The following is a 22,859-nucleotide window of genomic DNA, read 5'->3' as shown; positions in this document are numbered from 1 at the left end:
CGGAGTAAAAGTGCAACGATAGCAAGTTATGACCAGCTTCTGGGGATTGCGCTTCGGTGAGATCGGAAAGCGCTCACACTTTTTGGCCGTGAGGGATATAAAGCCCTATGCCGATTTTGGGGAGCGAGCTTCATGCCTGTAAAACTGTCCGTCAATCTGAACGCCATCGCCATGCTGCGCAACCGGCGCGATCTTCCTTGGCCAAACGTCATCGGGCTGGGACGGGCGGCGCTTGCAGCAGGCGCTGCGGGGTTGACCGTGCATCCGCGCCCTGATCAGCGGCATATCCGCTTTTCCGATCTCGGCGATATTCGCGCCCTGATCGATGATGAATATCCGCAGGCCGAATTCAACATCGAAGGATTTCCGACGGACGCATTTCTCGATCTCGTGGAAAAACACCAGCCCGAACAGGTGACGCTGGTTCCCGACGATCCGCTTCAGGCGACATCCGATCATGGCTGGGATTTTATTTCAAAGGCTGATTTTCTGGCACCGGTTGTCGCGCGGCTGAAGGCGCAAGGCATGCGCGTCTCGCTATTCGCCGATCCCGACCCTCTGGGTTATGAGCGGGCGAAAGCGATTGGTGCTGACCGGGTTGAGCTTTATACCGGGCCTTATGGAGCGACCTATGATGATCCGGCGGCAGCAGCGCGGGAGATAGGCCGGCTTGGCAAGGCGGCGGATGCCGCGCTGGCCTTGGGGCTTGCGGTCAATGCGGGGCATGATCTGACGGTAGAAAACCTGCCGAGCCTCGTCAAACGCGTGCCGCAGCTGAGCGAAGTCTCCATCGGTCATGGCCTGACGGCGGATGCGCTGATGTATGGCATGCCCGTTACGGTAAGCCGTTTTATCGCAGCCCTGGCCGCCACAAATGGATAAAGGGGTGCACAGAACGCATGGCTGGAAGGCGAGCCCTGCGCAGTCTGCATTTGTACAAAGAGCTAATAGTATATAGACCGCCCGCCACGTTTTTCTCTGGTTCTTCATATAAGTATTTATGGCCTTGCGAGGGTCTAGCGAATGAACAACGAGCAGACTGGTAATGACGCCTCAGCTTCGGGCGATGGGCAGGCAGGCATGCAAAATATGCTGTCATCGGGGCCTGTCTCCGATAATGCCTTGATTGCTGATGAGAGTGATCATCAGAATGAAAGCATGAAAATGCTGGTGCTTGGCGCGCTTGGCGTCGTCTATGGCGATATTGGCACAAGCCCCATCTATGCTTTTCGAGAGGCCCTGCATGCCGCGACTTCGGACGGAATGCTCGTGCGAAGCGATATTCTTGGCGTCGTATCGCTGATCTTCTGGGCGCTCTTGCTGGTCGTCACCATCAAATATGTGCTTTTCGTGCTGCGTGCCGACAATAATGGCGAGGGCGGCATTCTCTCGCTCATGGCACTCGCGCGGGCTGCTCTGAAAGGGCGGCCCGATATTATTTTAGGGGTAGGGATTTGCGGGGCTGCGCTCTTCTTTGGCGACGCGGTCATTACGCCAGCAATTTCGGTGCTTTCGGCGGTGGAGGGGCTGCATATCGTTGCACCCCATATGACACCCTTCGTGGTCCCCATAACGGTCGTGATCCTGCTGGTGCTCTTTTTCGTTCAGAAATACGGGACCAGCAGGGTGGCGATTGTTTTCGGCCCGGTCATGGCGCTGTGGTTTCTGGCGCTTGGCGTGTTCGGACTCTGGCACATTTTTGACGATCCAACGGTTCTTTCCGCCCTCAACCCCTATTACGCCGGACGGTTTCTGATTGTCAGCCCCGGCGTTGCCTTTGTTACGATTGGCGCGGTTTTTCTCGCCATGACGGGTGCAGAAGCGCTTTATGCCGATCTGGGTCACTTCGGGCGCAAGCCAATCGTGCGCGCATGGCTATGGATCGTGTTTCCCTGCCTGCTGCTCAATTATTTCGGGCAGGCGGCTTTTGTCTTGTCGCATGGCGAAGCCGCAGCCTTGCCCTTCTTCCAGATGCTGCCGGATTTTGCGCTATGGCCCATGGTGCTGCTTGCAACCGCTGCAACGGTGATTGCCTCTCAGGCGGTCATCAGCGGGGCGTTTTCTGTGGCGCGTCAGGCGGTACAGCTCAATATTCTGCCGCGACTGGAAATCCAGCACACATCTGAAAAGCGCCACGGGCAGATCTATATTCCGCGCGTCAATATGCTTTTGGGGCTGGCAGTCATCATTCTGGTCCTCGGCTTTGAAAAGTCGAACAATCTGGCTGCGGCTTACGGTATCGCGGTGACCGGCAATATGCTGGTTACCACGATTTTGCTCTATATCGTCATGACCCGCATCTGGAACTGGAGCGTCGTGCGCGCCTTGCCGCTCATTGCCGGTTTCCTGATCGTGGACATGGCTTTTTTCAGTGCCAATATCATCAAGGTGCATGACGGGGGCTGGGCGTCGATTGGCTTTGCTTCAATTCTCGCGATTGTCATGTGGACATGGGTGCGCGGTACGCGGCACCTGTTCCACAAGACGCGCAAAGCCGAAGTGCCGCTTGATCTCATCGTCGAGCAGATGCAGAAGCGACCGCCGACCATCGTTCCGGGAACGGCGGTGTTTTTGACGGGCGATCCCGCCAGTGCGCCGACTGCACTGATGCACAGCCTCAAACATTATAAAGTCCTGCATGAAAACAATGTTATTCTGACGGTCATCACCGCATCGAAACCATGGGTTGCCTCTGCGGACCGCGTGCGTATCTCGCAATATAATGAGCGGTTCATGCAGGTGAGGTTAACATTTGGCTATATGCAGCAGCCCAATATTCCGCGAGCGCTGGGGCTTTGCCGCAAGCTCGGCTGGAAATACGATATTATGACGACTTCGTTTTTCCTCTCACGCCGCTCGCTGAAAGCCTCGGCGCATTCGAGCATGCCGATCTGGCAGGACAAACTGTTTATCCTGCTTGCGCGAACTGCTTCGGATGCAACCGAATATTTCCAGATACCGACGGGGCGGGTCGTGGAGATCGGAACGCAGGTGAATATCTAAATCGCGTCGCGGTTTTCTGTTTCGTCTCGATTACATAATTTTGCGTTCTTTGGAAGAATCCTGCTTGACGGACATAAGGGCAGTGAGTAATAAATAGAACCGTACCGTACGGTACAAAACGAGGAGGCAAAGCCGTGACTGGTAAAAGCGAAAAGAATCCGGCTCCGGCACAGCCGTCTTTTTCGCCGCGTCAGAACGATGTTCTGGAGCAGGCGTTGCGCTTGCTTGTCGAGGGGGGCGACCGCGCTCTTACGACGGCAGGCATTGCCCGCGCCGCCAATTGCTCCAAGGAAAGCCTCTATAAATGGTTTGGTGATCGCGACGGCTTGCTGACGGCCATGGTGCGTTGGCAGGCGTCGAAGGTTCGGGTTGTCCCGGTGGCGCGCGAAAAGCTCGATGCGCAATCGCTGTTCTCCAGTCTGGAGCATTTTGCCCGTGACTGGCTGCTGGTGCTATCCGGCCCGACATCCATTGCGCTCAATCGTCTTGCCGTCAGCCACACGGCGTCCGGAAAATCGGCCCTGGGGGAAATCGTTCTCGCCAATGGGCCGGTGGCCATGGCTGAGCGTCTGAAGCCAATTCTCAAAATGGGGCAGGATGCGCACCTGCTGGCCTTCGACGATATTGACGAAGCATTTCGTGCATTTTTCGGACTCGTGGTCCGGGATATGCAGATCCGGCTGCTGCTTGGCGACCGGCTTGAACTGACTGATGCGGTGGTTATCCGGGATGCCCGGCGCGCTACCCGGCAGTTTTTCGCTCTTTACGGGGCATAATCGATCGGCAGACGCAAGGAAGCCGCAGAACAATGTGAATGAAGGGAATAGGAAATGCGCGTTTATTACGATCGCGATGCGGATGTTAACCTCATCAAGTCCAAGAATGTCGTTATTGTCGGTTACGGCAGCCAGGGCCGCGCCCATGCGCTCAACCTCAAGGATTCCGGCGCCGCCAATGTGCGCGTTGCCCTTCGTGAAGGTTCCGCGACCAAGGCCAAGGCCGAAGCTGACGGCTTTGAAGTGCTCAATGTCGCCGATGCCGCCAAGTGGGCCGATCTCATGATGATGGCAACACCGGACGAACTTCAGGCGGACATCTACAAGGATCATATCCACGACAATCTGCGCGATGGCGCTGCAATCGCTTTCGCCCATGGCCTCAACGTTCATTTCGGCCTGATCGAGCCGAAGAAGTCCATCGACGTCGTCATGATCGCGCCGAAGGGCCCCGGCCATACGGTGCGCGGCGAATACCAGAAGGGCGGCGGCGTTCCCTGCCTGATCGCCATTCATCAGGATGCGTCGGGCAATGCGCATGATCTGGCGCTGTCCTATGCATCGGGCGTTGGCGGCGGTCGTTCCGGCGTTATCGAGACCACGTTCAAGGAAGAGTGCGAAACCGATCTGTTCGGCGAGCAGGTTGTTCTGTGCGGCGGTCTGGTCGAACTGATCCGCGCTGGTTTTGAAACGCTGGTCGAGGCTGGCTATGCGCCGGAAATGGCATATTTCGAATGCCTGCACGAAGTGAAGCTGATCGTGGACCTGATCTATGAAGGCGGCATCGCCAACATGAACTACTCGATCTCGAACACGGCAGAATGGGGCGAATACGCCACCGGCCCACGCATCATCACCGAAGAAACCAAAGCCGAGATGAAGCGCGTCCTCAAGGACATCCAGACCGGCAAGTTCACCTCCGAATGGATGCAGGAATGGCATTCGGGTGCTGCCCGCTTCAAGGGCATTCGCCGCATGAATGACAGCCACCAGATCGAAGAAGTTGGCGAAAAGCTGCGCGCCATGATGCCGTGGATCGCCAAGAACAAGCTGGTCGACAAGGCTCGTAACTGATCCTTTGATCGATTGGCACTGTTTGAGGGGGCGTATTGCGCCCCCTTATTGCTAGTGTGGCTTTGAACCCGAAATTCGTTCGCAGCCTTGCTCCAGAGTGATACGAATTTCGGATTCGCCACACTAGCGTCCTTCCGGCTCAATGCCATACCAGAACAATTCCGAATATCTTAATTCCATTCGAGCATCGACAGGGGTGTTCTCGTGGAGCGGAAATTGCGCTATCGCTTTATTTTACGTCGTAAAGTTTGAGGAGACTTCCCGTGGTTGACTGGGAAAGTGTATTTGCAACGCGCTCGCAACGCATGCGCGCTTCGGAAATCCGTGAGCTTCTGAAGCTGCTTGAACGGCCGGATATTATCTCGTTCGCTGGCGGCATTCCCGACCCTGCGCTTTTCCCCCATGATGAATTCCAGAATGCCTATAAGGACATTCTCACAGGCCCCGAAGCCAACGCGGCTTTGCAATATTCCGTCTCGGAAGGCTACAAGCCGCTGCGCAGCTGGCTGGTGCGCGAACTTGCCAAGATCGGTATTCCCTGCACCGAGGATAATGTTTTCATCACATCGGGTTCGCAACAGGCGCTGGATTATCTGGGCAAGCTGTTTCTTTCGCCCAGCGATACCGCACTGGTCACCGCGCCGACCTATCTTGGCGCCTTGCAGGCATTCAATGCCTATGAGCCGACCTATGATATTTTGACCGCAAATGGCAATCGCACGCCACAATCCTATAAGGAAGCCGCTGAAAAGGCGGGCGGTGCAGTCAAATTTGCTTATCTTTCGCCCGATTTCAGCAATCCGACCGGTGAAACGGTTGATCTTGTCGAGCGTGAAAAGCTGCTGGCGAATGCGGATGAACTCGATATTCCTGTGATCGAGGACGCTGCCTATCAATATCTGCGTTATGACGGGGCGGCGATCCCGCCCATTCTTTCGCTCGATATTGCCCGCCATGGCGGCGATATTGAAAAGACGCGCACTGTCTATTGCGGCTCGTTCTCCAAAACGCTCGCGCCCGGGCTGCGCGTCGGCTATGTGGTCGCTTCGCAAAATGTCATTCGCAAGCTGGTGCTGATCAAGCAGGCGTCCGATCTGCATTCGCCGACGATTAATCAGCTCGCTATTCAACGCGTGGCCGCCGGTGGATTTGACGCACAGGTCGCCAAGCTGCACCGCGTTTACAAGCATCGCCGTGACAGGATGTTGCAGGCACTGGCTGAATATATGCCGGAAGGCACGGACTGGACCAAGCCTGAAGGCGGCATGTTCGTCTGGGTGACCCTGCCGGAAGGCATGGATGGCGCGGCCCTGCTTGCGGCTTCCATTGACAGCGAAAAAGTTGCATTCGTGCCGGGCAAGGCATTCTTCGCCGATGGCACCGGTGCCAATACGCTGCGGCTGAGCTATTCATGCGCGAATGATGAAATGATCGATGAGGGCATCAAGCGGCTGGGCCGGTTGATCCGGGCACATATGAAATCGGCAGCTGCCTGATGTTGAAAAGCCGGGGTCTTTCGCTCCGGCTTTTTATTTGAACGGTGAATTGCAGCTTGTGCGCGGCCCGGCCAGAGGCTGATAAGTGTCGTCGGAACTGCGATAGCTGCGATAGCGGTTCGAGCACCACTGGATATGATTGACGCTCGGCCCGAATGTTTTGACCGGCGGGCGTGTCGAGGGGCGTACCTGCAACGGCTCGCCGTTTTTATAGCGAACGATGCCTTCACCGGAAATGTAGTTTCCGCTATCGCTGCATCCCACGGAACCATAGCACTTGCTGGAGCCAGCCTTGGGGCCGGTGGTGCGGGCATCGCCGCCGGGAATGGCCGGAGTGCCGGGTGTCAAGGACGGAAGATAGGGTGATTTGCGCAACTCCACCGCCCCTGCCATTCCTATATGCGCGGTTATGAGCAGGGATGAGCAAAGAATTATGCGCAATAAATTGACCGGCAGCATGGTGGGCTCCTGATTAAGTCCTTCATATAGGGATTGTGGCCCAGGAAAAAAGCCTGCCTGGCTTGCTTGATTGTGCACGAATGCAAGAAGTCCTTGCCAAGCACAGTGCGAGCCGCAAGATTGCGGGACCATGTTTACAATAGCTACATTTAACGTCGAAAACCTGATGCGCCGGTTTGACTTCTCCGGTTTTCGCAACGAGTTGCATCAGGATCGCACACTCAAGCTGTTCGAGATTGGCGATGAAGCGCAATATCGCCTGCTGGAGCAGGCGCGCGCTATCGCCCATGCCGACGATACCAGACAGATGACTGCGCTGGCGGTTGCCGAATGCCGTGCCGATATTCTCTGTTTGCAGGAGGTGGATAATCTCGCTGCCCTTGCCGCTTTCGAATATGGCTATCTTTTCAAGATGATCGGCCATGGCTACCGCCATAAATATCTTGTTGACGGAAATGACAGCCGGGGCATCGATGTGGCGGTGATGGTGCGCGACAAAACGCGCGACGGCCAACCGATAGAAGTGCTGGAAGTCACGAGCCATGCTCATCTTACCTATAATGATTTTGGACTATATGAGCCGGTGCTGGCCGAGCTTGGGCTTGAGCCGCACGATCGTATTTTCAAGCGCGACTGTCTGGAGCTTGATTTGCGCATCGGCGGCAAGCGGCTGTCACTTTTCGTCGTTCACCTGAAATCGATGACGGGCGCACGCAATGGTTTCGATGGGCGAACCTCATCCCTGCCTGTCCGGCAGGCTGAAACCCGCGCTATCCGGCGTATAATCGAAGACAAGTTCGGAACAGGACGGACAGCCGGTAAACGCTGGCTGATTTGCGGCGATTTCAACGATTACCGGGAGCGGCTCGTCATTGGCGGGGATGAGTGGAACGGCTACACATTCACGCCTGTCACAGAGGAGATCAGTGCGCTCGATACGTTGCTTGCGGATGGTTTTGCGGTCAATCTCGTAGAGCGCCGCCCGGTCACGGATCGCTGGACGCTCTATCATACGCGCGGCCCGGAGGAGCGGCATTTGTGCCAGCTCGATTATATTCTGGCGTCACCGTCTTTTGCGCTGAAGAATGAGCAGGCTGTTCCGAAGATCATCCGGCGCGGCCAGCCCTGGCGCACTATTTTCCCGCCGGGTCAGGATGTGGATCGTTATCCGCGGACCGGCTGGGACCGGCCGAAGGCCAGTGATCATTGTCCCGTCGCAGCGACGCTGAATATTGTTTGAGAATGGCTGAGGCTGGCGAATGATGCGGCATGTGAAAGAAAACACGGTTTATGTCATCGATCATGTGGATGTCCGGGTCCGGCCCGGCACACTGGCCTACGCCGAAAAAAACAGGATGGATATTGCGCAGAACTGGCGCAGGGAATGTGATGCCAAGCCCACGCTGTTTGATGGAGAAATCTATCTGGCACCGGAAGCACAGCTTGAAAGCGGTGTATTCCACGCAGAATTTCAGCGCACCAGCTTTGCCACGCTTATGTATTGGCGGCGCGATGCGGAACGTGAGCGGCCCTGGCACATTTTCGGGGTCGGGGTGGTGGTTTCGGCAGAAGGGCATCTGCTCGCCGCACGCATGGGTGATCACAGCGCAGTGGGTGGCCGCGTTTATTTTCCTGCCGGTTCCATCGATGATAATGATATTTTCGGCGACCGGGTCGATTATCGAGCCAATATGCAGCGCGAAGTGTGCGAGGAAACAGGGCTCGATCTTGGCGAAGCGCAGGCGGAAAACAGCATTAATCTGGTGACGGCCAATCGCAGCGTGGCGCTTTTCCGGCGCTATCGTTTCGATCTTTCCACTGCGGAACTGCTTAGCCGTATTCATGCCCATGTTGCGGCACAGGAATTGCCGGAACTTGCGGAAATCATCCCCTTCACCCATGCGCAAGACCTGAGCGATGCGATGCCTTCCTATGTGCGGGCTTTTACGGAGTGGCATTTTTCCTAATCCCCAGCCAGACAAATTGTACTGACAGATGACAGCGCCACGAAATTGACTATGCTCGCATCAGACAGGGTTTGGGGAAATCAATCTTCAGGGAGAAGCGCAATATGAGTGAAGCGGGTGTGTCCGGCCGATTTTACGAAGTTTTTGACGTTTTTGCCGACAAACCTCTGGCTGGAAATCCGCTGGCTGTCGTCCATGACAGCGAGGGATTGACGGACACCCACATGCAGGCCATTGCGCGCGAGTTCAATCTCTCTGAAACGGTTTTCATCTTTCCGCCTTCCGATGCCAGGCATGAGGCGATGGTGCGTATTTTTACGCCGGATTACGAATTGCCCTTTGCAGGGCATCCCACAGTGGGGGCCGCGATTTCGCTTGCGCGCCGCCGCAAGACCGGCGACGAGGCCGATCGGCTGGTGACACTGGAGGAAAAGGTCGGCATTGTTCGCTGTGGTGTGATTTTAGGCGACAACAGCGCCTTTGCCGAATTCGATCTGCCGCGCCTGCCGGAAAAGATCGACATCAAAGTGGAAAAGGAAGAAGCTGCTGCCGCAATCGGGCTGGGCACGCATGAAATCGGTTTCGAAAACCATATCCCGGCTATCTGGAGTGCGGGAACACCCTATCTATTGGTGCCGGTGCATAATCTGATCGCCGCAGCCAAGGTTTCCATCGATCCGGTCTATGTCAGCGAAAGCCTGCCTCATGTCGGCGAACGACCATTGCCGATCTATGTCTATTGCCGGGAAACGATACTTTTCGACAGCAATTATCATGCGCGGATGTTTGTGACAGGCGCTAATGTCTATGAAGATCCGGCGACAGGATCGGCCGTGGCCGCGTTTGCAGGCATGATCCAGCAGAATGACAAGCCGATGGACGGCAGTTCGCAGTGCTGGATCGAGCAGGGCATGGAAATGGGCCGGCCATCGCGAATACGCCTTGAACTTGATGTATCCAGACAGAGACTCACGGCTGCCCGCATCGGCGGAACAGCGGTCAAGATCGCGGAAGGCCACCTGTTCGTCTGATGAAGATGGCTGTTTAACGAGGGCGCAATCATGATTATCCAGGAAATGTCGGAATATGATATACGCGATATGATCCAGCATACCCATGTGGGACGGCTGGCCTGTATCCACGAGGGACGTCCCTATGTGGTGCCATTAAGCTTTCGGTTCAGCGGGGGCTCGCTTTATTCATTCACAACGATTGGCCAGAAGACAGATGGCATGCGCAAGAACGATGCGGTCTGTATCTTGTTTGACGACATCGTTTCACCGACGCAATGGCGCAGTGTGGTCGTCAATGGCCGTTATCGCGAAATCATTCGTGAAGAAGAGCAGAATGCCATCGTCAATATGATGGCGAACCAGCCGGTCTGGTGGGAGCCAGCCTATACGAAGTCCGTCACCCGCAGCGGCGAGCAGCGTAAACTCACCCCTGTTTTTTTCCGTGTCGATATTGAAAGCGCCACCGGGCACGAAACGAACTGATCGCTTCAACGAGCCTTTCAGTGGGCCTTGTAAGGCCCATCTGGAGCGGTTCCAACGATTCCGTTTAAACAGGAACCGCTCTAGCGAACAACAAGCACGGGAATGGAGCTGCGCGTCACAACTTCATAGGTCTGGCTGCCCAGCAGCATGCCCTTGAGCCCGCGTCGCCCGTGCGATGCCATGACGATCAGATCGTTTTGCAGTTCCCTTGCCGTTTCGATGATGGCGGCGGCAGGATGAGGTGCCACGACATGCCGCGTGTGGATTTCCAGGCCCGCCTCGTTTGCCAGCACAAGCGCACGGGCGAGGGTATTGTCCGCATATTCCTTCCATTCCTGCTCGAAACGCTCGATGAGCGCCGGGCTGTCGGTCCAGCCGCCCGGAAGGCCGGAAACGGAATAGGGGGCGGTCACCGTGACGACTGTGACCTTGCTTCCCATGGCTTTGGCGACATCGAAACCATGTATAAGACCGCGTTCTGCAAATTCCGAACCGTCAGTGGTGACAAGAATATTCTTATACATGGTATCCTCAGTTTGATTTGGCCTCATGATGCGGCAGGCAAGGGTGTGACTGCCGGTCATCTGGACGATAAGACATATCGCAGGAAAAAGGGAACAGGTTTGAGCGAAATTTCCCTATTTACATGGATTGGCTCTGCTTCAGGCGGAGGCACAGCAGGACCGATAATCTATGCCACTTGATTGCGATATGTTTCATGCAAGCTGGGTTGCGACGGTTCTCAATCTGGATTGGCCGTCAAAAGCGTCTTCCGGAATCGCGGACGATGCCGAGCGGGTGAAGCGTCAGAAGCAGGAACTGGTGCGACTGTTCGATGAGGCTGAAGAGCATGGAATCAATGCTGTCATTTTTCAGGTGTCGCCAGCCGCCGATGCATTCTACAAATCGGATTATCTGCCGTGGTCGTCTTATCTGACCGGAGCGCTTGGCAAATATCCCGGCTTCGATCCTCTCGAATTTGCCATCGCTCAAGCACGCAAACGGGGTATTGAACTGCACGCCTGGCTCAATCCCTATCGTGTTTCGATGGATGACAAGCCATCTACGGCAAAGGCGCTTGAAAACTCGTCTTCCGATTCTCCGTCCAGTATCTACAAGCTGCGGCCCGAATGGATCGGCGTGTCCGCTGACCGCTATGTGCTTGATCCGGGTATTCCGGCGGTGCGCGAATGGGTGACGAATATCACCGCCGAGGTCGTGCAGAAATATGATGTCGACGGCATTCAGTTCGACGATTATTTCTATTATGAGACCGCCGGATCGCGGCTCGATGATGATGCGAGTTTTGCCCGGTTCGGAACGCGGTTTTCCAATAAATATGACTGGCGGCGCGATAATACCTATAGGCTGGTGCAGGAGATTTCGCAGAAAATCCGCTCGATCAAGCCGAATGTGCGTTTCGGGATCAGCCCCGGCGGTGTCTGGCGCAATGCAGCGGTCGATCCTCTCGGCTCGCCGACACGGGCTGGCAAGACCAATTATGACGGAGATTTTGCGGATACGCGGCGCTGGGTCAAGGATGGCCTGATCGATTATATTGCGCCGCAGGTTTACTGGTCCTTCGGGCGCAGGCAAGTGCCTTATGGCCCGATTGTTCAATGGTGGGCCGATACGGTCCGCGACACCAAAACCGATCTTTATATCGGCATGGCGCTTTATCGCGCGGGGACCAAAAGCCAGGCCGAACCGGACTGGCAGGCGGGCGGAGGCGTCGATGAGATCAAGAAACAGCTCGAGTTCAATGCTTCGCTGCCCGAAGTGAAGGGGAGCATCCTCTTTCGCCACGGTTTTCTTTCCGATCCGCGTTTGAAAAAGGTTTCGCAATATCTCAAAAGCAGCTGGGGCAAGTGTCGCCGGTCGAAATAGCCAAATAGCAGCTGCGATTGATTTAAATCAAGGAATGCGCTGTGGGCCGATGCTATCAGACTATCGTTGCCGGTTTCCACCAGAGCGGGCAACCCGGGGCCGGAGTGTTCGAACCGAACCTGCGTGCCCCGGCTAATCTGATTATTTTAACGAAATCTGTCGAGCGCTTATGCGCGATCTTCCGCAATGTTGTGCCTATCGACAGCCAGCGGGTGCTGTCAGCATTGCCCTCCATCTCAAAACCGGCACCCGCGCCCGATGATTTGCCCGGTAAAACTGGATTTCTTCTAATAATTGTTCATCAGACAGGCCCGGATGGAGTTGCGAATCCTTCATCGGCTTGCTATCGCTCGCTCAGGAAACGGTTCCACCTTCCAAGTGGATGAAAAGGGAACACGGTGAGGTCAATGACCAATACCGCGACTGCCCCCGCAACTGTGACCGGAGAGTCGTCCTCCATTGATCGCAATAGCGATTGAAGCCACTGAAAGCGAAATGCTTTCGGGAAGGCGGAGAAGCGATAACGACCCGGAAGTCAGGAGACCTGCCGTATCTCGTCACCTATGCCTGACACGGGGTGTGTTCTGGCGCGGCCGTCCGTAGCGGTGACATTGAGAAATGTTGCCGCAGCGAGGACGGATTGCATCTGTTTTCCAACCCTGCGGTGAAGCACGATTTGCGAGCAGGAGAGGAACAAATGCAAAGCTTCAAATTATCCGTTCTGGCGGCGTCGACAATTCTGGCGACGGTTCCGTTCGAAAGCATGGCCCAGGCGCTACCCAGCGATCAGGGCGGGGTGACGCTGGATACGATTGTCGTGACGCCGCTTCGCCGTGCGTCTTCGCTGCAACGCTCCACATCGTCGGTGACGGTGATCGATCAGGAGGAGCTTGAACGCTCAGCCGCGCCGGATCTGCCATCGCTGCTGCAACATTCCAGCGGCATCAGCATCACCGCCAATGGCGGGCAGGGTTCTTCCTCCAATTTATACATGCGCGGGATGGCATCGAAACAGACGGTGGTTCTGATCAACGGCGTGCGCACCGCCTCGGCGACTTCCGGCGCGACAGCGCTTGCGAGCATTCCCATCAGTGCGATCGAGCGTATCGAGATCGCCAAGGGCGCGCATTCGTCACAATATGGCGCCGATGCGATGGGCGGCGTCATCAATATCATCACCAAGCAGGGCGGTGCCTGCGGTGAACGCCCATGGTGCGCCAGCCTGACAACAGGCGTCACCCATCCATGGGGCGGCTATGCTTCGGGCTCCCTTCAGGGCCGCAGTGAATCGGGTGTCGATTATGCTTTTGGTGCGTCGGTAATCGGCACGCAGGGTTATAATTTTACGACGCCGAAAATTTCCGGGCATGATCCCGACCGGGACGGTTTCCTGCAAGGTTCGTTCAATTTCGCGCTGGGCAAGGATTTCGACTGGGGCCGGATTTATGCCGACGGCCTGGTAAGCCGCTGGCACAATGAATATGACGGCTATTCGACGAATGAGGGCTATAGCACGAACTTTGCCGGCAAGATCGGCACGCGCGTCGACCATACGGCTGACTGGTCTTCCACCATCGAGCTGAGCAGCGGGCTGGACAACAGCCGCGACTACAAGAAGGGCGTTCCCGGTTCGGATCGCTACAAGACGACACGTTTCGGCGTTCTGGCATCCACGGAAAAGCAATTCGATGTCGGAAAATTTGCCCATATCATGACCGGCGGTGTGGAAGCTTACCGCGAAAAGGTTAATTCGACCGTCACTTATGACGAGACGAGCCGCGATCTTGCGGCTGTATTCGGCCAATACTCGCTCGAATATGAAGCGTTCAATTTCGATGGCGGGGTGCGTTACGATTATAACGAGCAATTCGGCGATGTCGTGACCTATAATCTGGGCGCAAGCTATGAAATCCTGCCGGATCTGGTGCTGCGTTCTTCCTTCGGGACGGGTTTTCGCGCGCCGACTTTCAACGAGCTTTACTATCCCGGTTTCGCCAACCCCGATTTGCAGCCGGAAAAGTCGCGTTCCTATGAGATCGGCGTGAACTGGCAGGCCAGCGTCGATACGAGCCTTGATATGGCTTTCTACCAGACCTGGCTGCGTGATGCGATTATGAGCACGGCCCCCGACTATCTGCCTTACAACGTGGCGCGCGCCCGCGTTACCGGCTTCGAAGCGACGCTCGGCCATCGTTTTACGGAACAATGGAGCGCGAAAGGCTCCATCGACGTTAAACGCGCGATCGACGAGGAAACAGATAATGATCTTCCCTATCGCGAGCGTTTCAAGGCAACCGCGGAAGTCAATTTCAAGCCTGTCGACAAGCTCGATCTGACTGCAAGGCTGCTTTATGGTGGTCCGCGCTATACCAATGCGGCCAATTCGGTCAAACTGAAAAGCTATGTAACCGCCGACTTCATCGCGCTTTATCAGATCGACAAGCAATCGCAGCTTAAACTCTCGGTCGAGAATGTTTTCGATGAAGATTACCAGACCGCATCAGGCTATATCGCGCCCGGCCGCACCTTTAATATCGGCCTGACACGCAACTTCTGATTACAGGCAGGAAACGGATGAGAAAACGGCCCGCAAACCGGGGATTCAGCGCCTGCCTCATGGCAGGGCTGTTTCTGGTCGGCTTATCGGGTGCTCAGGCGCAGCCAGTGCCAAAACGGGTCGTTTCCATCAATGTCTGTACGGATCAACTGGCCATGGTGCTTGCGCAGGATGGGCAGCTGCGCTCTGTATCCAACCTTGCGCGTGATCCGCTGATGTCGGTCATGGCCGACAAGGCAGACAGGCTGCCTGTCAATCGTGCGCAGGCGGAAGAGGTTTTTCTGCTTCAACCCGATCTGGTGCTGGCGGGAACATTTTCTTCACGCGCCACAGTCGGACTCTTGCGTCAATTAGGGGTCCGGGTAGAGGAATTCGCCCCGGCGCGCAATTTCGAAGATATTATGGCGCATATGGAACGCATGGGCACTCTTCTGGGGCGGGAAGATGAAGCGCGCAAGCAGATTGCCGCGATGAAAACCGCACTGGCCGCGATCAGGAAGCCTGCACATCGCCGTACCGTCGCACTTTATTATGCCAACAGCTATACGGCGGGGAGGGGCACGCTGATCGATGATGCCGTGCGTCGGGCCGGGCTTGATAATCTGACGGAGAAGCTCGGCATTCGCGGTTCAGCCACATTGCCGCTGGAATTACTGGTGGTGGAAAAGCCTGATATGATCGTGCGCAGCTCACGCGGGCAGGCTCCAGCGCTGGCGTTCGAAAACTTCCAGCATCCGGCATTGCACGCCTTGGGAACGGAAGCGCGCATGATTTCTCTTGCCGATAATCTTACAGTTTGCGGTGGCCCCTTCAGCGTTGAAGCGGTGGCGCAACTGGCGGAGGCTGCGCGTGAGTGAGACTTCCCGCTTCCTTATTCTGCTGACAGGGCTGACCTTGCTGGTGGTCGTGCTTTTTGCCGTGTCACTTTTGATCGGTCCCGCTTCCCTGACGCTTGTGCAGAGCATCAATGCCCTGTTTTCAGGGCAGGGCGATAGCGATGCCGTGGTTCTGGTGATGCGTGAAATCCGCCTGCCGCGAGCATTGCTTGCATTGCTGATCGGTGCTTCCCTGGGATTGTCGGGAGCCGCCCTGCAGGGTTATCTGCGCAATCCGCTGGCCGAGCCGGGATTGCTTGGCGTCAGCGCATCGGCTTCGCTTGGCGCGGTCATTGCGATCTATACAGGGCTTTCGGTCGTGTTTCCGCTTGCCCTGCCGTTGCTGGCGCTGGTCGGCGCATTCATGTCCGTCTTTCTGGTCAAGGCGCTTGCCGGGCAACATGCGGGGACTTTGGCGGTCATTCTGGCGGGCGTTGCCGTCACCAGCTTTGCGGGCGCCTTGACAGCACTGGCGCTCAACCTGTCTCCCAATCCCTATGCGGCGATGGAAATCGTGTTCTGGATGCTGGGTTCGCTTGCCGACCGTTCGATGACACATGTTGCGCTGGCCGCGCCCTTCATCATTGTGGGCTGGATCATGCTTTTATCGCTTGGCCGCTCGCTCGACAGTCTTACACTGGGCGCTGATGCGGCTGCGAGCATGGGGGTCAATCTTTCGCGTGTGCAGATACTGGCGATCGTGGGCACCGCCGCTTGTGTCGGCGCCTCGACCGCCATTGCGGGCGCTATCGGTTTTGTCGGGCTGGTCGTGCCGCATCTTTTGCGTCCGCTGGTTGGTGCGCGTCCCTCACGCCTGCTGATCGTCAGTGCATTTGGCGGCGCGGCACTTTTGCTGGCGGCAGATGTCGCAGTGCGCGTTCTCATGCCGGGTCGCGAATTGAAGCTCGGCGTGCTCACCGCTCTTGTGGGGGCGCCATTCTTCCTCTGGCTTGTCTTCAAATATCGCAGGCGGCTGGTATGAGTGCTCTTACAGTCAGGAATCTTGGCGTATTGCGGGGCGGCAAGCCCGTGCTGACGGGTATTGGTTTCGAGGCGAAACAGGGCGATTTCATCGGCCTGATTGGCCCTAACGGAGCAGGAAAGACGACTTTGCTGCGCGCGCTTCTGGGTTTGATCCGGGCGGATGGCGAGATTTCCCTTGGCGGACATCAACTGCATCGCATGAGCAGCGCGCATCGGGCGAGGGCAATTGCCTATCTGCCGCAGGAGCGTGATGTGGCCTGGCCGGTTTCCGTCAAGACGGTGGTTTCATTTGGCCGTTCAGCACTAAAGCCGGTTTTTGCCGGACAGGACGCGGAAGACGCGGCCCTGATCGAAGCTGCCATGCAGCGCATGGATGTTACTGCCTTTCGCGATCGTCCGGTCAATGAGTTGTCAGGCGGTGAAAAGGCACGGGTATTGATTGCGCGTGTGCTTGCACAGGATACGCCTGTTATTCTTGCGGACGAGCCGGTTGCTGGACTTGATCCGGCGCATCAACTGGCGCTCATGGAAACTTTCGCAGAGCAGGCAAAAGAGGGGCGGACGGTGATTGCATCGCTGCATGAACTTGGTCTTGCCGCCCAATATTGTACCCGGTTGATTGTCCTCGATCAGGGCAGGATCGTCGCCGATGGTGAACCGGAAGCGGTGCTGACTTCCGCGCTGCTTGAAAATGTCTACAGCATCAGCGCCCATCTTGTGAAAATTGATGGGGAGTTCATCGTGCATCCCAAGGCGCGCATTAAATCGTCACCGCGACCTGACGGGAACCAGAGGCCGGGAACGTAAGTTTCGTGGCGCGATGAATGAAAATGGCCCCGGACGGATCCGGAGCCATGCGAACCAGGTTATTTCTGCATCTTATGGGAGTGATGGCCCATTTTGCCCTTGCCATGATGATGGGCACCTTTGTGGTGGAACTTGCCACCGGCGCGCAATTCGCTCCGATCGAGCGTGCCGTCTTCATTGCGATCAAGTGCGGCGAATTCCTTCTGGCGCTGTTTTTCGATTTCTTCGAGCGAGATTTTGCCGTCACCATTAATATCGAGACGGCGTTCCATACGATCAGCCGCGCGGGCGACGATACGCTTGAGTGCCAGCGCCTCGATTTCTGCGCGCGAAAGGATGCCGTCGCCATCGGTATCAGCGTTTTTGAGTTGTTCCATCCGTGAGAATTTCTCAAGATCAACCGGCGCACGCTTGCCTTTCGCTCCATCTTTTTGCGTAATGGATGTCTCTGCTGAAGGTGTATTGGCAGCGTCATTGCTTTTATCCTGCGCGAAAGCAGAAGTGGCAAGAAGTGCAGAGGTGATGGCAGCAATATAAAATGTCTTAGATTTCATGATTGTTGGTCTCCATTACTTTATACAGGTTATCGTCAAATGACGTACATGTACTTTCGGTCAATTTAGATGAACCTGATGTGAATGGACCAGTTAATTATTTGTAATGTTAGGCGCGAGTTCCAGGGTGATCTTGCTTGTTCGCGAGCTGTTGTTCGCGCAGGATAGAGAATAGTCCTGCCGCAACCACGATGGCTGCACCAAGAATAATGTTCCAGGTAAGGCGCTCGTGGAAAATCACCATCGCAATGATCGCGCCGATGACAAGCTGCAGGTAGCTTAAAGGCTGTACTTCACCGACTTCGAGAATATTATAAGCCTGAATAAGACAATAATGACTGGCTATGCCGCAGGCGCAAAGCGCTGCCATCCAGAACCAGTCTGCGGGCGGTATCGGAACTATATAAAAAATGCCCACCACGGTCAGGACAACCGCTCCGCCGATTCCGGTATAAAAAAAGCTCGTCATGGCTGTGTCGTATTCACTGACGGCGCGGGTCGCGATGGTGTAGATGGCAAATAAAAACGTCGCAGTAAGCGGGAAAAGCAGATTGAGGTCAAACTGAACTTCCCCCGGATTGATAATAAGGAGGACGCCGAGCAGGCCCACAAATATAGCCGTCCAGCGCCGCCAGCCGACTTTTTCTCCAAGAAACGGTACGGAAAGCATGGTGATCAACAAGGGACCGACCTGAAAGATCGATTGCGCCATGGCCAGCCCGACGCGGGTCAGGCCGAAGATGAAGATCACGATTTCAGTTGCCAGCAGAACGCCGCGAAAAACCTGTAAGAATGGACGCTTTGTCGATGCCGCCTTGGCAAGACCTCCCGAACGCATGGCAAGAAGGATGACGAAAGCCGCGAATGTCCAATACCGCACCATGGTGATGAAAATTGGCGAATAATGTGTGCCGAGATATTTTGAAACGCCGTCCTGAGCCGCGAAGATCGCAGCTGCAAGAAGAGCATATATATAACCAGTGCGTTTGGACATCATTCGACACTCATAGTCCGACCGGACTGGACGCGCTATATCAATTTTGGATAAGATTCTTATTTGCCGCTAATCCACCAATAAATCATTTTTGCTGATTGCACTTCGGTTTGTGAATGGTTATAAGCCGCTCGCCTGCTTGCTGATTAGCAGTTTGGGGCGTAGCCAAGCGGTAAGGCACCGGTTTTTGGTACCGGCATTCCCTGGTTCGAATCCAGGCGCCCCAGCCATGAATCATGCGTAAAATCAATGACTTATTGATTTTACTTAATGTTTCCCGGCTGGGAATCCTCAAGCTTTTCTCCATTTCGCCGAATGTGCACGAAACTGTGACACAGAGCTATGACACATGCCGATTCGCCTTGGTCGGCTTGTCTCGTGGCTCCAAACGGCGAGCTTCTTATGGCAGTCAGACATCAGGTCCAAAACCTTCAGCGGCGCGGAAATATTTTTTACTGGCGTCCGCGTCTTCCAGCACGGATGAGCGCGCATATCGGCGCGCGTCATCTTGCATTCAGCCTTAAACAATCAGATCATCGCCAGGCGGGTCGTATGGCCCGCAAGCTTAATCTGATGCTGTTTGAAATAGCAGAAAATCCGCGAAGTGCATTGATGTCGAAAGAAGCCCTCGAACGATTGTTTCAGTCCGAAATCGCGCGGATGAATGATCATATGGAGAACCTGCAATTTGCAGGCCAGCGCACCCCGACAGGTTTCCATCAGATCGATAATCTGGCCGCCGATCTGGAAGTCGGGTGGGCATACAGGCTTCTGGAAAAATTTGGCACCCGTCGTGTCTTGTTTGAAGAGGAAAGCTGCCAGGGTTGGCGCTTTCTGGAGCAATCGAAGGTCCCGCAGAGCCTGTATCAGGGGATCGCCGCAACCTATCGCGGCGAGCGCGAGGACGCAGAATCTTCGCGCTTCGTCGACGAAATGCGTGCGCTCATGCAAGAGCATGGTCTGTCTTATTCGATCCTTAATTTCGAAAAGGCCAAGGCTGAATATTTCAAAGCGCGTGCAGACGTTCTTCTCGATACCGATGATCGCTATCTCATTGATTATCCTGACGAGCAGGCTGAACCAGAACCTGCCCGGCCAGCACCAATTGTTCCGGTTGTAAATGTGGAACCTGTGCCGGATTTCATTCCACAGCCACAGCCACAGCCACAGCCACAGCCACAGCCGGTCGTGGAAAATCCTGTTCCTGTATCAGCATCTGACATGCTGGGGCTTGCTGGGGAGGACCTGCCAGTGAAGCAATTCATGAAGCAGTGCGATCTTCTGATCGCCAACAACCGTGAGAACTGGAACGAAGGCACGGCAAAGGACGTCAAGACAGTTGTTCGCATTTTTTGTGGTATTCTGGGCGAGCACAATGTTCTCACGAGCAGTGCCATTAATCAGACCCACTTGGCGGCGTTGCGTCAGCATTTCAATAACATCCTTGCGAGATGGGGAAGCAGTTCGCGTTACGTGGCAATGACGACCGTGCAATTACGTGAGGCGACAGAACGGGAAGTAATCCGCGCACAAAAACTTAATTTGCCAGCACCCAAGGTCGGCTTGTCTAGCGGGACCATCAGACGCCACCTCGGTAATCTCGAACAGTTCCTGAACCATCTTGTCGCCTCAGGTTTCATGTTACGGGCGTTTACGTTCAAAGGAATCAAGCCGAAGAAACGCAGCCTCGCATCCGTTCGGGCGCTGACTGCTAAACCCGGTCCTGAGCAGGTTGAACCGATCTTCCAGATTCCGGTGTTCGCCGGTTGTGCCGGGCCCATGTCGCAGGAAATGCGGGAGTTTGGGCAGGCCGTATATCATTCGTCCCTTTATTATGTGCCAATGCTTTACGCATATCTGGGCGCAAGACGCGCCGAATTTACGGGCCTCATGGTCGATGAGGTGGTTTATGCAAAGGATGAAGGTATCTGGTCCATCAAAATTCAGGAAAATGAGCTCCGAGGACTGAAGAACCTCCAATCAGTCCGCGATCTCCCCGTACCAGATGAGCTTATCCGACTGGGTTTTATCGACTACGCAAAGCGTTTGAAGGAACTCGGACACAGATATTTATTTCCGGAATTGGTCGCTCCAAGACGCAAAAACGATACCGGTGATCGTTTCTACAAGAGCTTTGTCCCTTTGCTGAAAGCGGAAACGGGGCTTGGTGATCAGCTTTGGGGTAGCGCAATCCATGCGTTGCGGCATGGTTTCAGCAACACGCTGAAACAGAAGGGGATAGAAATGTCGATCATGGAAGACATTACCGGGCATCTGGGCCGAACGGAGGGAGAGACACGTTATACGAATATTGCCAGCTTGCAGGTGATGAAAAAAGCAATCTCCGTGTATCCGGTCATTACGGGCCATCTGCAACCGCAGCCCTTACGCTTGCTGCCGTATGTCGAGGCAAAAGAACCTGCGCCCTGGTTTAAAAAAGAAAAAGAGAAGCCGGGACGACGGATGCGATCTTAAAGGGGGCTCACTCATACCCGTTCGGATTCTTTGATTGCCAGTTCCACATATCCTGACACATCTCGCGCAGGTTCTTTTCAGCTGACCAGCCCAAGAAATTGCGCGCGAAACCTGGGTCCGCATAGCATGTAGCCACGTCACCGGGACGGCGAGGGGCTATCTCATATTTTATTTCACGATTTGAGGCATGTTCGAACGCCTTAATGACTTCCAGAACACTATGGCCTTGCCCGGTACCCAGATTGACCGAAAAACATTGTGGTTCATCAAGTTTTTCAAGCGCCTTGAGATGGCCCGCCGCCAGATCGACCACATGAATATAGTCGCGAATCCCGGTACCGTCGGGCGTCGCGTAATCGTTGCCCCATACACTGAGCTTTTCGCGGCGTCCGGTCGCAACCTGCGCAATAATGGGCATGAGATTGTTCGGAATACCTTTGGGATCTTCGCCAATCAAGCCGCTTTCATGCGCACCGACCGGATTAAAATAGCGCAGAATGGCAATTTTCCAGCTATTGTCGCTATTATAGAGATCGCGCAGCATGTCTTCGATGACCAGCTTGGTTCGGCCATACGGATTGGTTGCAGTAAGGGGTTCGTTTTCGACAATCGGTAACCTTTGCGGATCGCCGTATACCGTTGCCGACGAACTGAACACCAATGTCTTGACACCAGTGGCTTCCATGGCCTGCAACAGGCGTAAGGTACCCACGACATTACAGTCGTAGTAAAACAATGGCTTCTCGGTCGACTCGCCGACGGCCTTGAGACCCGCAAAGTGAATAACTGCGGTGCATTTATTCTGTCGTATAACCTGTTCCAGAAATGCGCGATCACGAATATCGCCCGTCTCGCGGCGTGGTGCGCGTCCGGTGATTTTTTCTATGCGATGCAAGGATTCCGGATGGCTATTGGCAAAATTATCAACGATCACGACGCTATAACCAGCTTCAATCAGCTGAACACAAGTATGCGAGCCGATATAGCCAGCTCCGCCTGTCACGAGAATTGTCATTTTCCGGTATCCACGAATTCAACATTCCACACTCAATCATATTTGCACAAAGCAAAATCACAGGAAGACTGCAAGTTAATCTGGATGGTTCCCTGAACTTCTGACGGGATTACCCCCGCTGCAGGCCCGGCCTTTCAGGCGTAGCGCCGGAAATCCCCCCGATCTGTATATATGTATGCCTACATCCTGCGCTTTTTAGGGCATTGATTTGCATGTCCATCTTCTGGTCATCGGTAGATACGCGAGCATATCCTATTTTTTATTATCCCGCTGGCTTGGTTCTTTTCTTGGGTAACTCCAAGAAAGGTGACGTCTGTCCGCGAAGTTAATCGGTATTCCTTGCTTTCATTTATTCTATTTGCTTAGCATTACAGTTGCGTTTTTGATTTGATGTGTGCTCGTTGTGCAGTTGCCTGATGTGCTCGTCGCCAGAGCGACCA

21 protein-coding genes, 1 tRNA gene and 1 riboswitch are annotated in these 22,859 nt (G+C 55.1%); of the genes, 16 read left to right on the top strand and 6 right to left on the bottom strand.

Annotation, left to right across the window (positions count from 1 at the left end; genetic code table 11):
* The first annotated feature begins 132 nt into the window (after positions 1 to 132).
* The 5 genes from DKP76_RS13010 (at position 133) to DKP76_RS12990 (ending at position 6,349) form a co-directional block, all read left to right on the top strand.
* Positions 133 to 882: a pyridoxine 5'-phosphate synthase gene (locus tag DKP76_RS13010; protein WP_109707245.1), complete on the top strand. Its 750-nt coding sequence runs from the start codon at positions 133 to 135 to the stop codon at positions 880 to 882.
* A 141-nt stretch (positions 883 to 1,023) separates the two neighbouring features.
* On the top strand, positions 1,024 to 3,003 hold the full coding sequence (locus DKP76_RS13005) for a potassium transporter Kup (protein ID WP_109707244.1): 1,980 nt from the start codon (positions 1,024 to 1,026) through the stop codon (positions 3,001 to 3,003).
* Between the two features lie 134 nt (positions 3,004 to 3,137).
* Positions 3,138 to 3,779, top strand: a complete 642-nt coding sequence (locus DKP76_RS13000) for a TetR/AcrR family transcriptional regulator (protein ID WP_109707243.1) — start codon at positions 3,138 to 3,140, stop codon at positions 3,777 to 3,779.
* A 54-nt stretch (positions 3,780 to 3,833) separates the two neighbouring features.
* The gene (ilvC, locus tag DKP76_RS12995; protein WP_109707242.1) at positions 3,834 to 4,853 is read left to right on the top strand and encodes a ketol-acid reductoisomerase; all 1,020 of its coding nucleotides are present in this window, start codon (positions 3,834 to 3,836) and stop codon (positions 4,851 to 4,853) included.
* A 263-nt stretch (positions 4,854 to 5,116) separates the two neighbouring features.
* Complete coding sequence (locus DKP76_RS12990) at positions 5,117 to 6,349, top strand: aminotransferase-like domain-containing protein (RefSeq protein WP_109707241.1); 1,233 nt, start codon at positions 5,117 to 5,119, stop codon at positions 6,347 to 6,349.
* 33 nt (positions 6,350 to 6,382) lie between these two features.
* On the opposite strand, the gene DKP76_RS12985 is transcribed toward DKP76_RS12990, so the two are convergent.
* On the bottom strand, positions 6,383 to 6,790 hold the full coding sequence (locus DKP76_RS12985) for a BA14K family protein (RefSeq protein ID WP_342587842.1): 408 nt from the start codon (positions 6,788 to 6,790) through the stop codon (positions 6,383 to 6,385).
* A gap of 148 nt (positions 6,791 to 6,938) precedes the next feature.
* On the opposite strand from DKP76_RS12985, the gene DKP76_RS12980 reads away from it, so the two are divergent.
* The 4 genes from DKP76_RS12980 (at position 6,939) to DKP76_RS12965 (ending at position 10,271) form a co-directional block, all read left to right on the top strand.
* Complete coding sequence (locus DKP76_RS12980) at positions 6,939 to 8,048, top strand: endonuclease/exonuclease/phosphatase family protein (RefSeq protein WP_109707239.1); 1,110 nt, start codon at positions 6,939 to 6,941, stop codon at positions 8,046 to 8,048.
* A 22-nt stretch (positions 8,049 to 8,070) separates the two neighbouring features.
* On the top strand, positions 8,071 to 8,775 hold the full coding sequence (locus DKP76_RS12975; protein WP_109707537.1) for an NUDIX hydrolase: 705 nt from the start codon (positions 8,071 to 8,073) through the stop codon (positions 8,773 to 8,775).
* Positions 8,776 to 8,879: 104 nt separating this feature from the next.
* Positions 8,880 to 9,806 (top strand): PhzF family phenazine biosynthesis protein, encoded by a 927-nt coding sequence (locus DKP76_RS12970; RefSeq protein ID WP_109707238.1) that lies wholly within the window; start codon positions 8,880 to 8,882, stop codon positions 9,804 to 9,806.
* Positions 9,807 to 9,836: 30 nt separating this feature from the next.
* Positions 9,837 to 10,271 (top strand): pyridoxamine 5'-phosphate oxidase family protein, encoded by a 435-nt coding sequence (locus DKP76_RS12965; RefSeq protein WP_109707237.1) that lies wholly within the window; start codon positions 9,837 to 9,839, stop codon positions 10,269 to 10,271.
* Between the two features lie 80 nt (positions 10,272 to 10,351).
* On the opposite strand, the gene DKP76_RS12960 is transcribed toward DKP76_RS12965, so the two are convergent.
* Entirely contained in the window at positions 10,352 to 10,795 is a 444-nt protein-coding gene (locus DKP76_RS12960; RefSeq protein ID WP_109707236.1) for a universal stress protein, read from the bottom strand.
* A gap of 169 nt (positions 10,796 to 10,964) precedes the next feature.
* On the opposite strand from DKP76_RS12960, the gene DKP76_RS12955 reads away from it, so the two are divergent.
* The 5 genes from DKP76_RS12955 to DKP76_RS12935 all read left to right on the top strand — a co-directional run bounded on the left by DKP76_RS12955 (position 10,965) and on the right by DKP76_RS12935 (position 17,381).
* Positions 10,965 to 12,158: a glycoside hydrolase family 10-like protein gene (locus DKP76_RS12955; RefSeq protein WP_109707235.1), complete on the top strand. Its 1,194-nt coding sequence runs from the start codon at positions 10,965 to 10,967 to the stop codon at positions 12,156 to 12,158.
* Positions 12,159 to 12,503: 345 nt separating this feature from the next.
* Positions 12,504 to 12,724, top strand: a riboswitch (cobalamin riboswitch).
* 131 nt (positions 12,725 to 12,855) lie between these two features.
* Positions 12,856 to 14,715 (top strand): TonB-dependent receptor domain-containing protein, encoded by a 1,860-nt coding sequence (locus DKP76_RS12950; protein ID WP_109707234.1) that lies wholly within the window; start codon positions 12,856 to 12,858, stop codon positions 14,713 to 14,715.
* Between the two features lie 17 nt (positions 14,716 to 14,732).
* The gene (locus DKP76_RS12945) at positions 14,733 to 15,572 is read left to right on the top strand and encodes an ABC transporter substrate-binding protein (protein ID WP_109707233.1); all 840 of its coding nucleotides are present in this window, start codon (positions 14,733 to 14,735) and stop codon (positions 15,570 to 15,572) included.
* Positions 15,565 to 16,572, top strand: coding sequence for a FecCD family ABC transporter permease (locus tag DKP76_RS12940; protein WP_109707232.1), 1,008 nt, complete (start codon positions 15,565 to 15,567; stop codon positions 16,570 to 16,572). The genes DKP76_RS12945 and DKP76_RS12940 overlap by 8 nt, the downstream gene beginning before the upstream one ends.
* The gene (locus DKP76_RS12935; protein WP_109707231.1) at positions 16,569 to 17,381 is read left to right on the top strand and encodes an ABC transporter ATP-binding protein; all 813 of its coding nucleotides are present in this window, start codon (positions 16,569 to 16,571) and stop codon (positions 17,379 to 17,381) included. The genes DKP76_RS12940 and DKP76_RS12935 overlap by 4 nt, the downstream gene beginning before the upstream one ends.
* Before the next feature lie 59 nt (positions 17,382 to 17,440).
* Here DKP76_RS12935 and DKP76_RS12930 read toward each other — a convergent pair whose 3' ends face one another.
* Positions 17,441 to 17,935: an EF-hand domain-containing protein gene (locus DKP76_RS12930; protein ID WP_109707230.1), complete on the bottom strand. Its 495-nt coding sequence runs from the start codon at positions 17,933 to 17,935 to the stop codon at positions 17,441 to 17,443.
* A gap of 109 nt (positions 17,936 to 18,044) precedes the next feature.
* Positions 18,045 to 18,932 carry a DMT family transporter gene (locus DKP76_RS12925; protein WP_109707229.1) on the bottom strand — a complete coding sequence of 296 codons (888 nt, stop codon included), beginning with the start codon at positions 18,930 to 18,932 and terminating at the stop codon, positions 18,045 to 18,047.
* A 152-nt stretch (positions 18,933 to 19,084) separates the two neighbouring features.
* Here DKP76_RS12925 and DKP76_RS12920 point away from each other — a divergent pair.
* Positions 19,085 to 19,159, top strand: a tRNA-Gln gene (locus DKP76_RS12920).
* A gap of 172 nt (positions 19,160 to 19,331) precedes the next feature.
* On the top strand, positions 19,332 to 21,404 hold the full coding sequence (locus DKP76_RS12915) for a DUF6538 domain-containing protein (RefSeq protein ID WP_109707228.1): 2,073 nt from the start codon (positions 19,332 to 19,334) through the stop codon (positions 21,402 to 21,404).
* A gap of 7 nt (positions 21,405 to 21,411) precedes the next feature.
* Here DKP76_RS12915 and galE read toward each other — a convergent pair whose 3' ends face one another.
* Entirely contained in the window at positions 21,412 to 22,419 is a 1,008-nt protein-coding gene (gene galE / locus DKP76_RS12910; RefSeq protein WP_109707227.1) for a UDP-glucose 4-epimerase GalE, read from the bottom strand.
* A 109-nt stretch (positions 22,420 to 22,528) separates the two neighbouring features.
* On the bottom strand, positions 22,529 to 22,675 hold the full coding sequence (locus DKP76_RS19645; RefSeq protein ID WP_280953554.1) for a recombinase family protein: 147 nt from the start codon (positions 22,673 to 22,675) through the stop codon (positions 22,529 to 22,531).
* Between the last annotated feature and the right edge of the window lie 184 nt (positions 22,676 to 22,859).

Origin of the sequence: Falsochrobactrum shanghaiense, from assembly GCF_003149535.1 — a bacterium.
Classification (GTDB): Bacteria; Pseudomonadota; Alphaproteobacteria; order Rhizobiales; family Rhizobiaceae; genus Brucella; species Brucella shanghaiense.
This window is presented reverse-complemented; position numbering and strand designations above follow the sequence as displayed.

Coding starts and splice junctions, on each gene's coding strand:
- DKP76_RS13010 (WP_109707245.1), top strand. CDS start 133: ATGCCTGTAAAACTGTCCGTCAATCTGAACGCCATCGCCATGCTGCGC.
- DKP76_RS13005 (WP_109707244.1), top strand. CDS start 1,024: ATGAACAACGAGCAGACTGGTAATGACGCCTCAGCTTCGGGCGATGGG.
- ilvC (WP_109707242.1), top strand. CDS start 3,834: ATGCGCGTTTATTACGATCGCGATGCGGATGTTAACCTCATCAAGTCC.
- DKP76_RS12980 (WP_109707239.1), top strand. CDS start 6,939: ATGTTTACAATAGCTACATTTAACGTCGAAAACCTGATGCGCCGGTTT.
- DKP76_RS12975 (WP_109707537.1), top strand. CDS start 8,071: ATGCGGCATGTGAAAGAAAACACGGTTTATGTCATCGATCATGTGGAT.
- DKP76_RS12970 (WP_109707238.1), top strand. CDS start 8,880: ATGAGTGAAGCGGGTGTGTCCGGCCGATTTTACGAAGTTTTTGACGTT.
- DKP76_RS12965 (WP_109707237.1), top strand. CDS start 9,837: ATGATTATCCAGGAAATGTCGGAATATGATATACGCGATATGATCCAG.
- DKP76_RS12960 (WP_109707236.1), bottom strand. CDS start 10,795: ATGTATAAGAATATTCTTGTCACCACTGACGGTTCGGAATTTGCAGAA.
- DKP76_RS12955 (WP_109707235.1), top strand. CDS start 10,965: ATGCCACTTGATTGCGATATGTTTCATGCAAGCTGGGTTGCGACGGTT.
- DKP76_RS12950 (WP_109707234.1), top strand. CDS start 12,856: ATGCAAAGCTTCAAATTATCCGTTCTGGCGGCGTCGACAATTCTGGCG.
- DKP76_RS12945 (WP_109707233.1), top strand. CDS start 14,733: ATGAGAAAACGGCCCGCAAACCGGGGATTCAGCGCCTGCCTCATGGCA.
- DKP76_RS12935 (WP_109707231.1), top strand. CDS start 16,569: ATGAGTGCTCTTACAGTCAGGAATCTTGGCGTATTGCGGGGCGGCAAG.
- DKP76_RS12930 (WP_109707230.1), bottom strand. CDS start 17,935: ATGAAATCTAAGACATTTTATATTGCTGCCATCACCTCTGCACTTCTT.
- DKP76_RS12925 (WP_109707229.1), bottom strand. CDS start 18,932: ATGATGTCCAAACGCACTGGTTATATATATGCTCTTCTTGCAGCTGCG.
- DKP76_RS12915 (WP_109707228.1), top strand. CDS start 19,332: ATGGCAGTCAGACATCAGGTCCAAAACCTTCAGCGGCGCGGAAATATT.
- galE (WP_109707227.1), bottom strand. CDS start 22,419: ATGACAATTCTCGTGACAGGCGGAGCTGGCTATATCGGCTCGCATACT.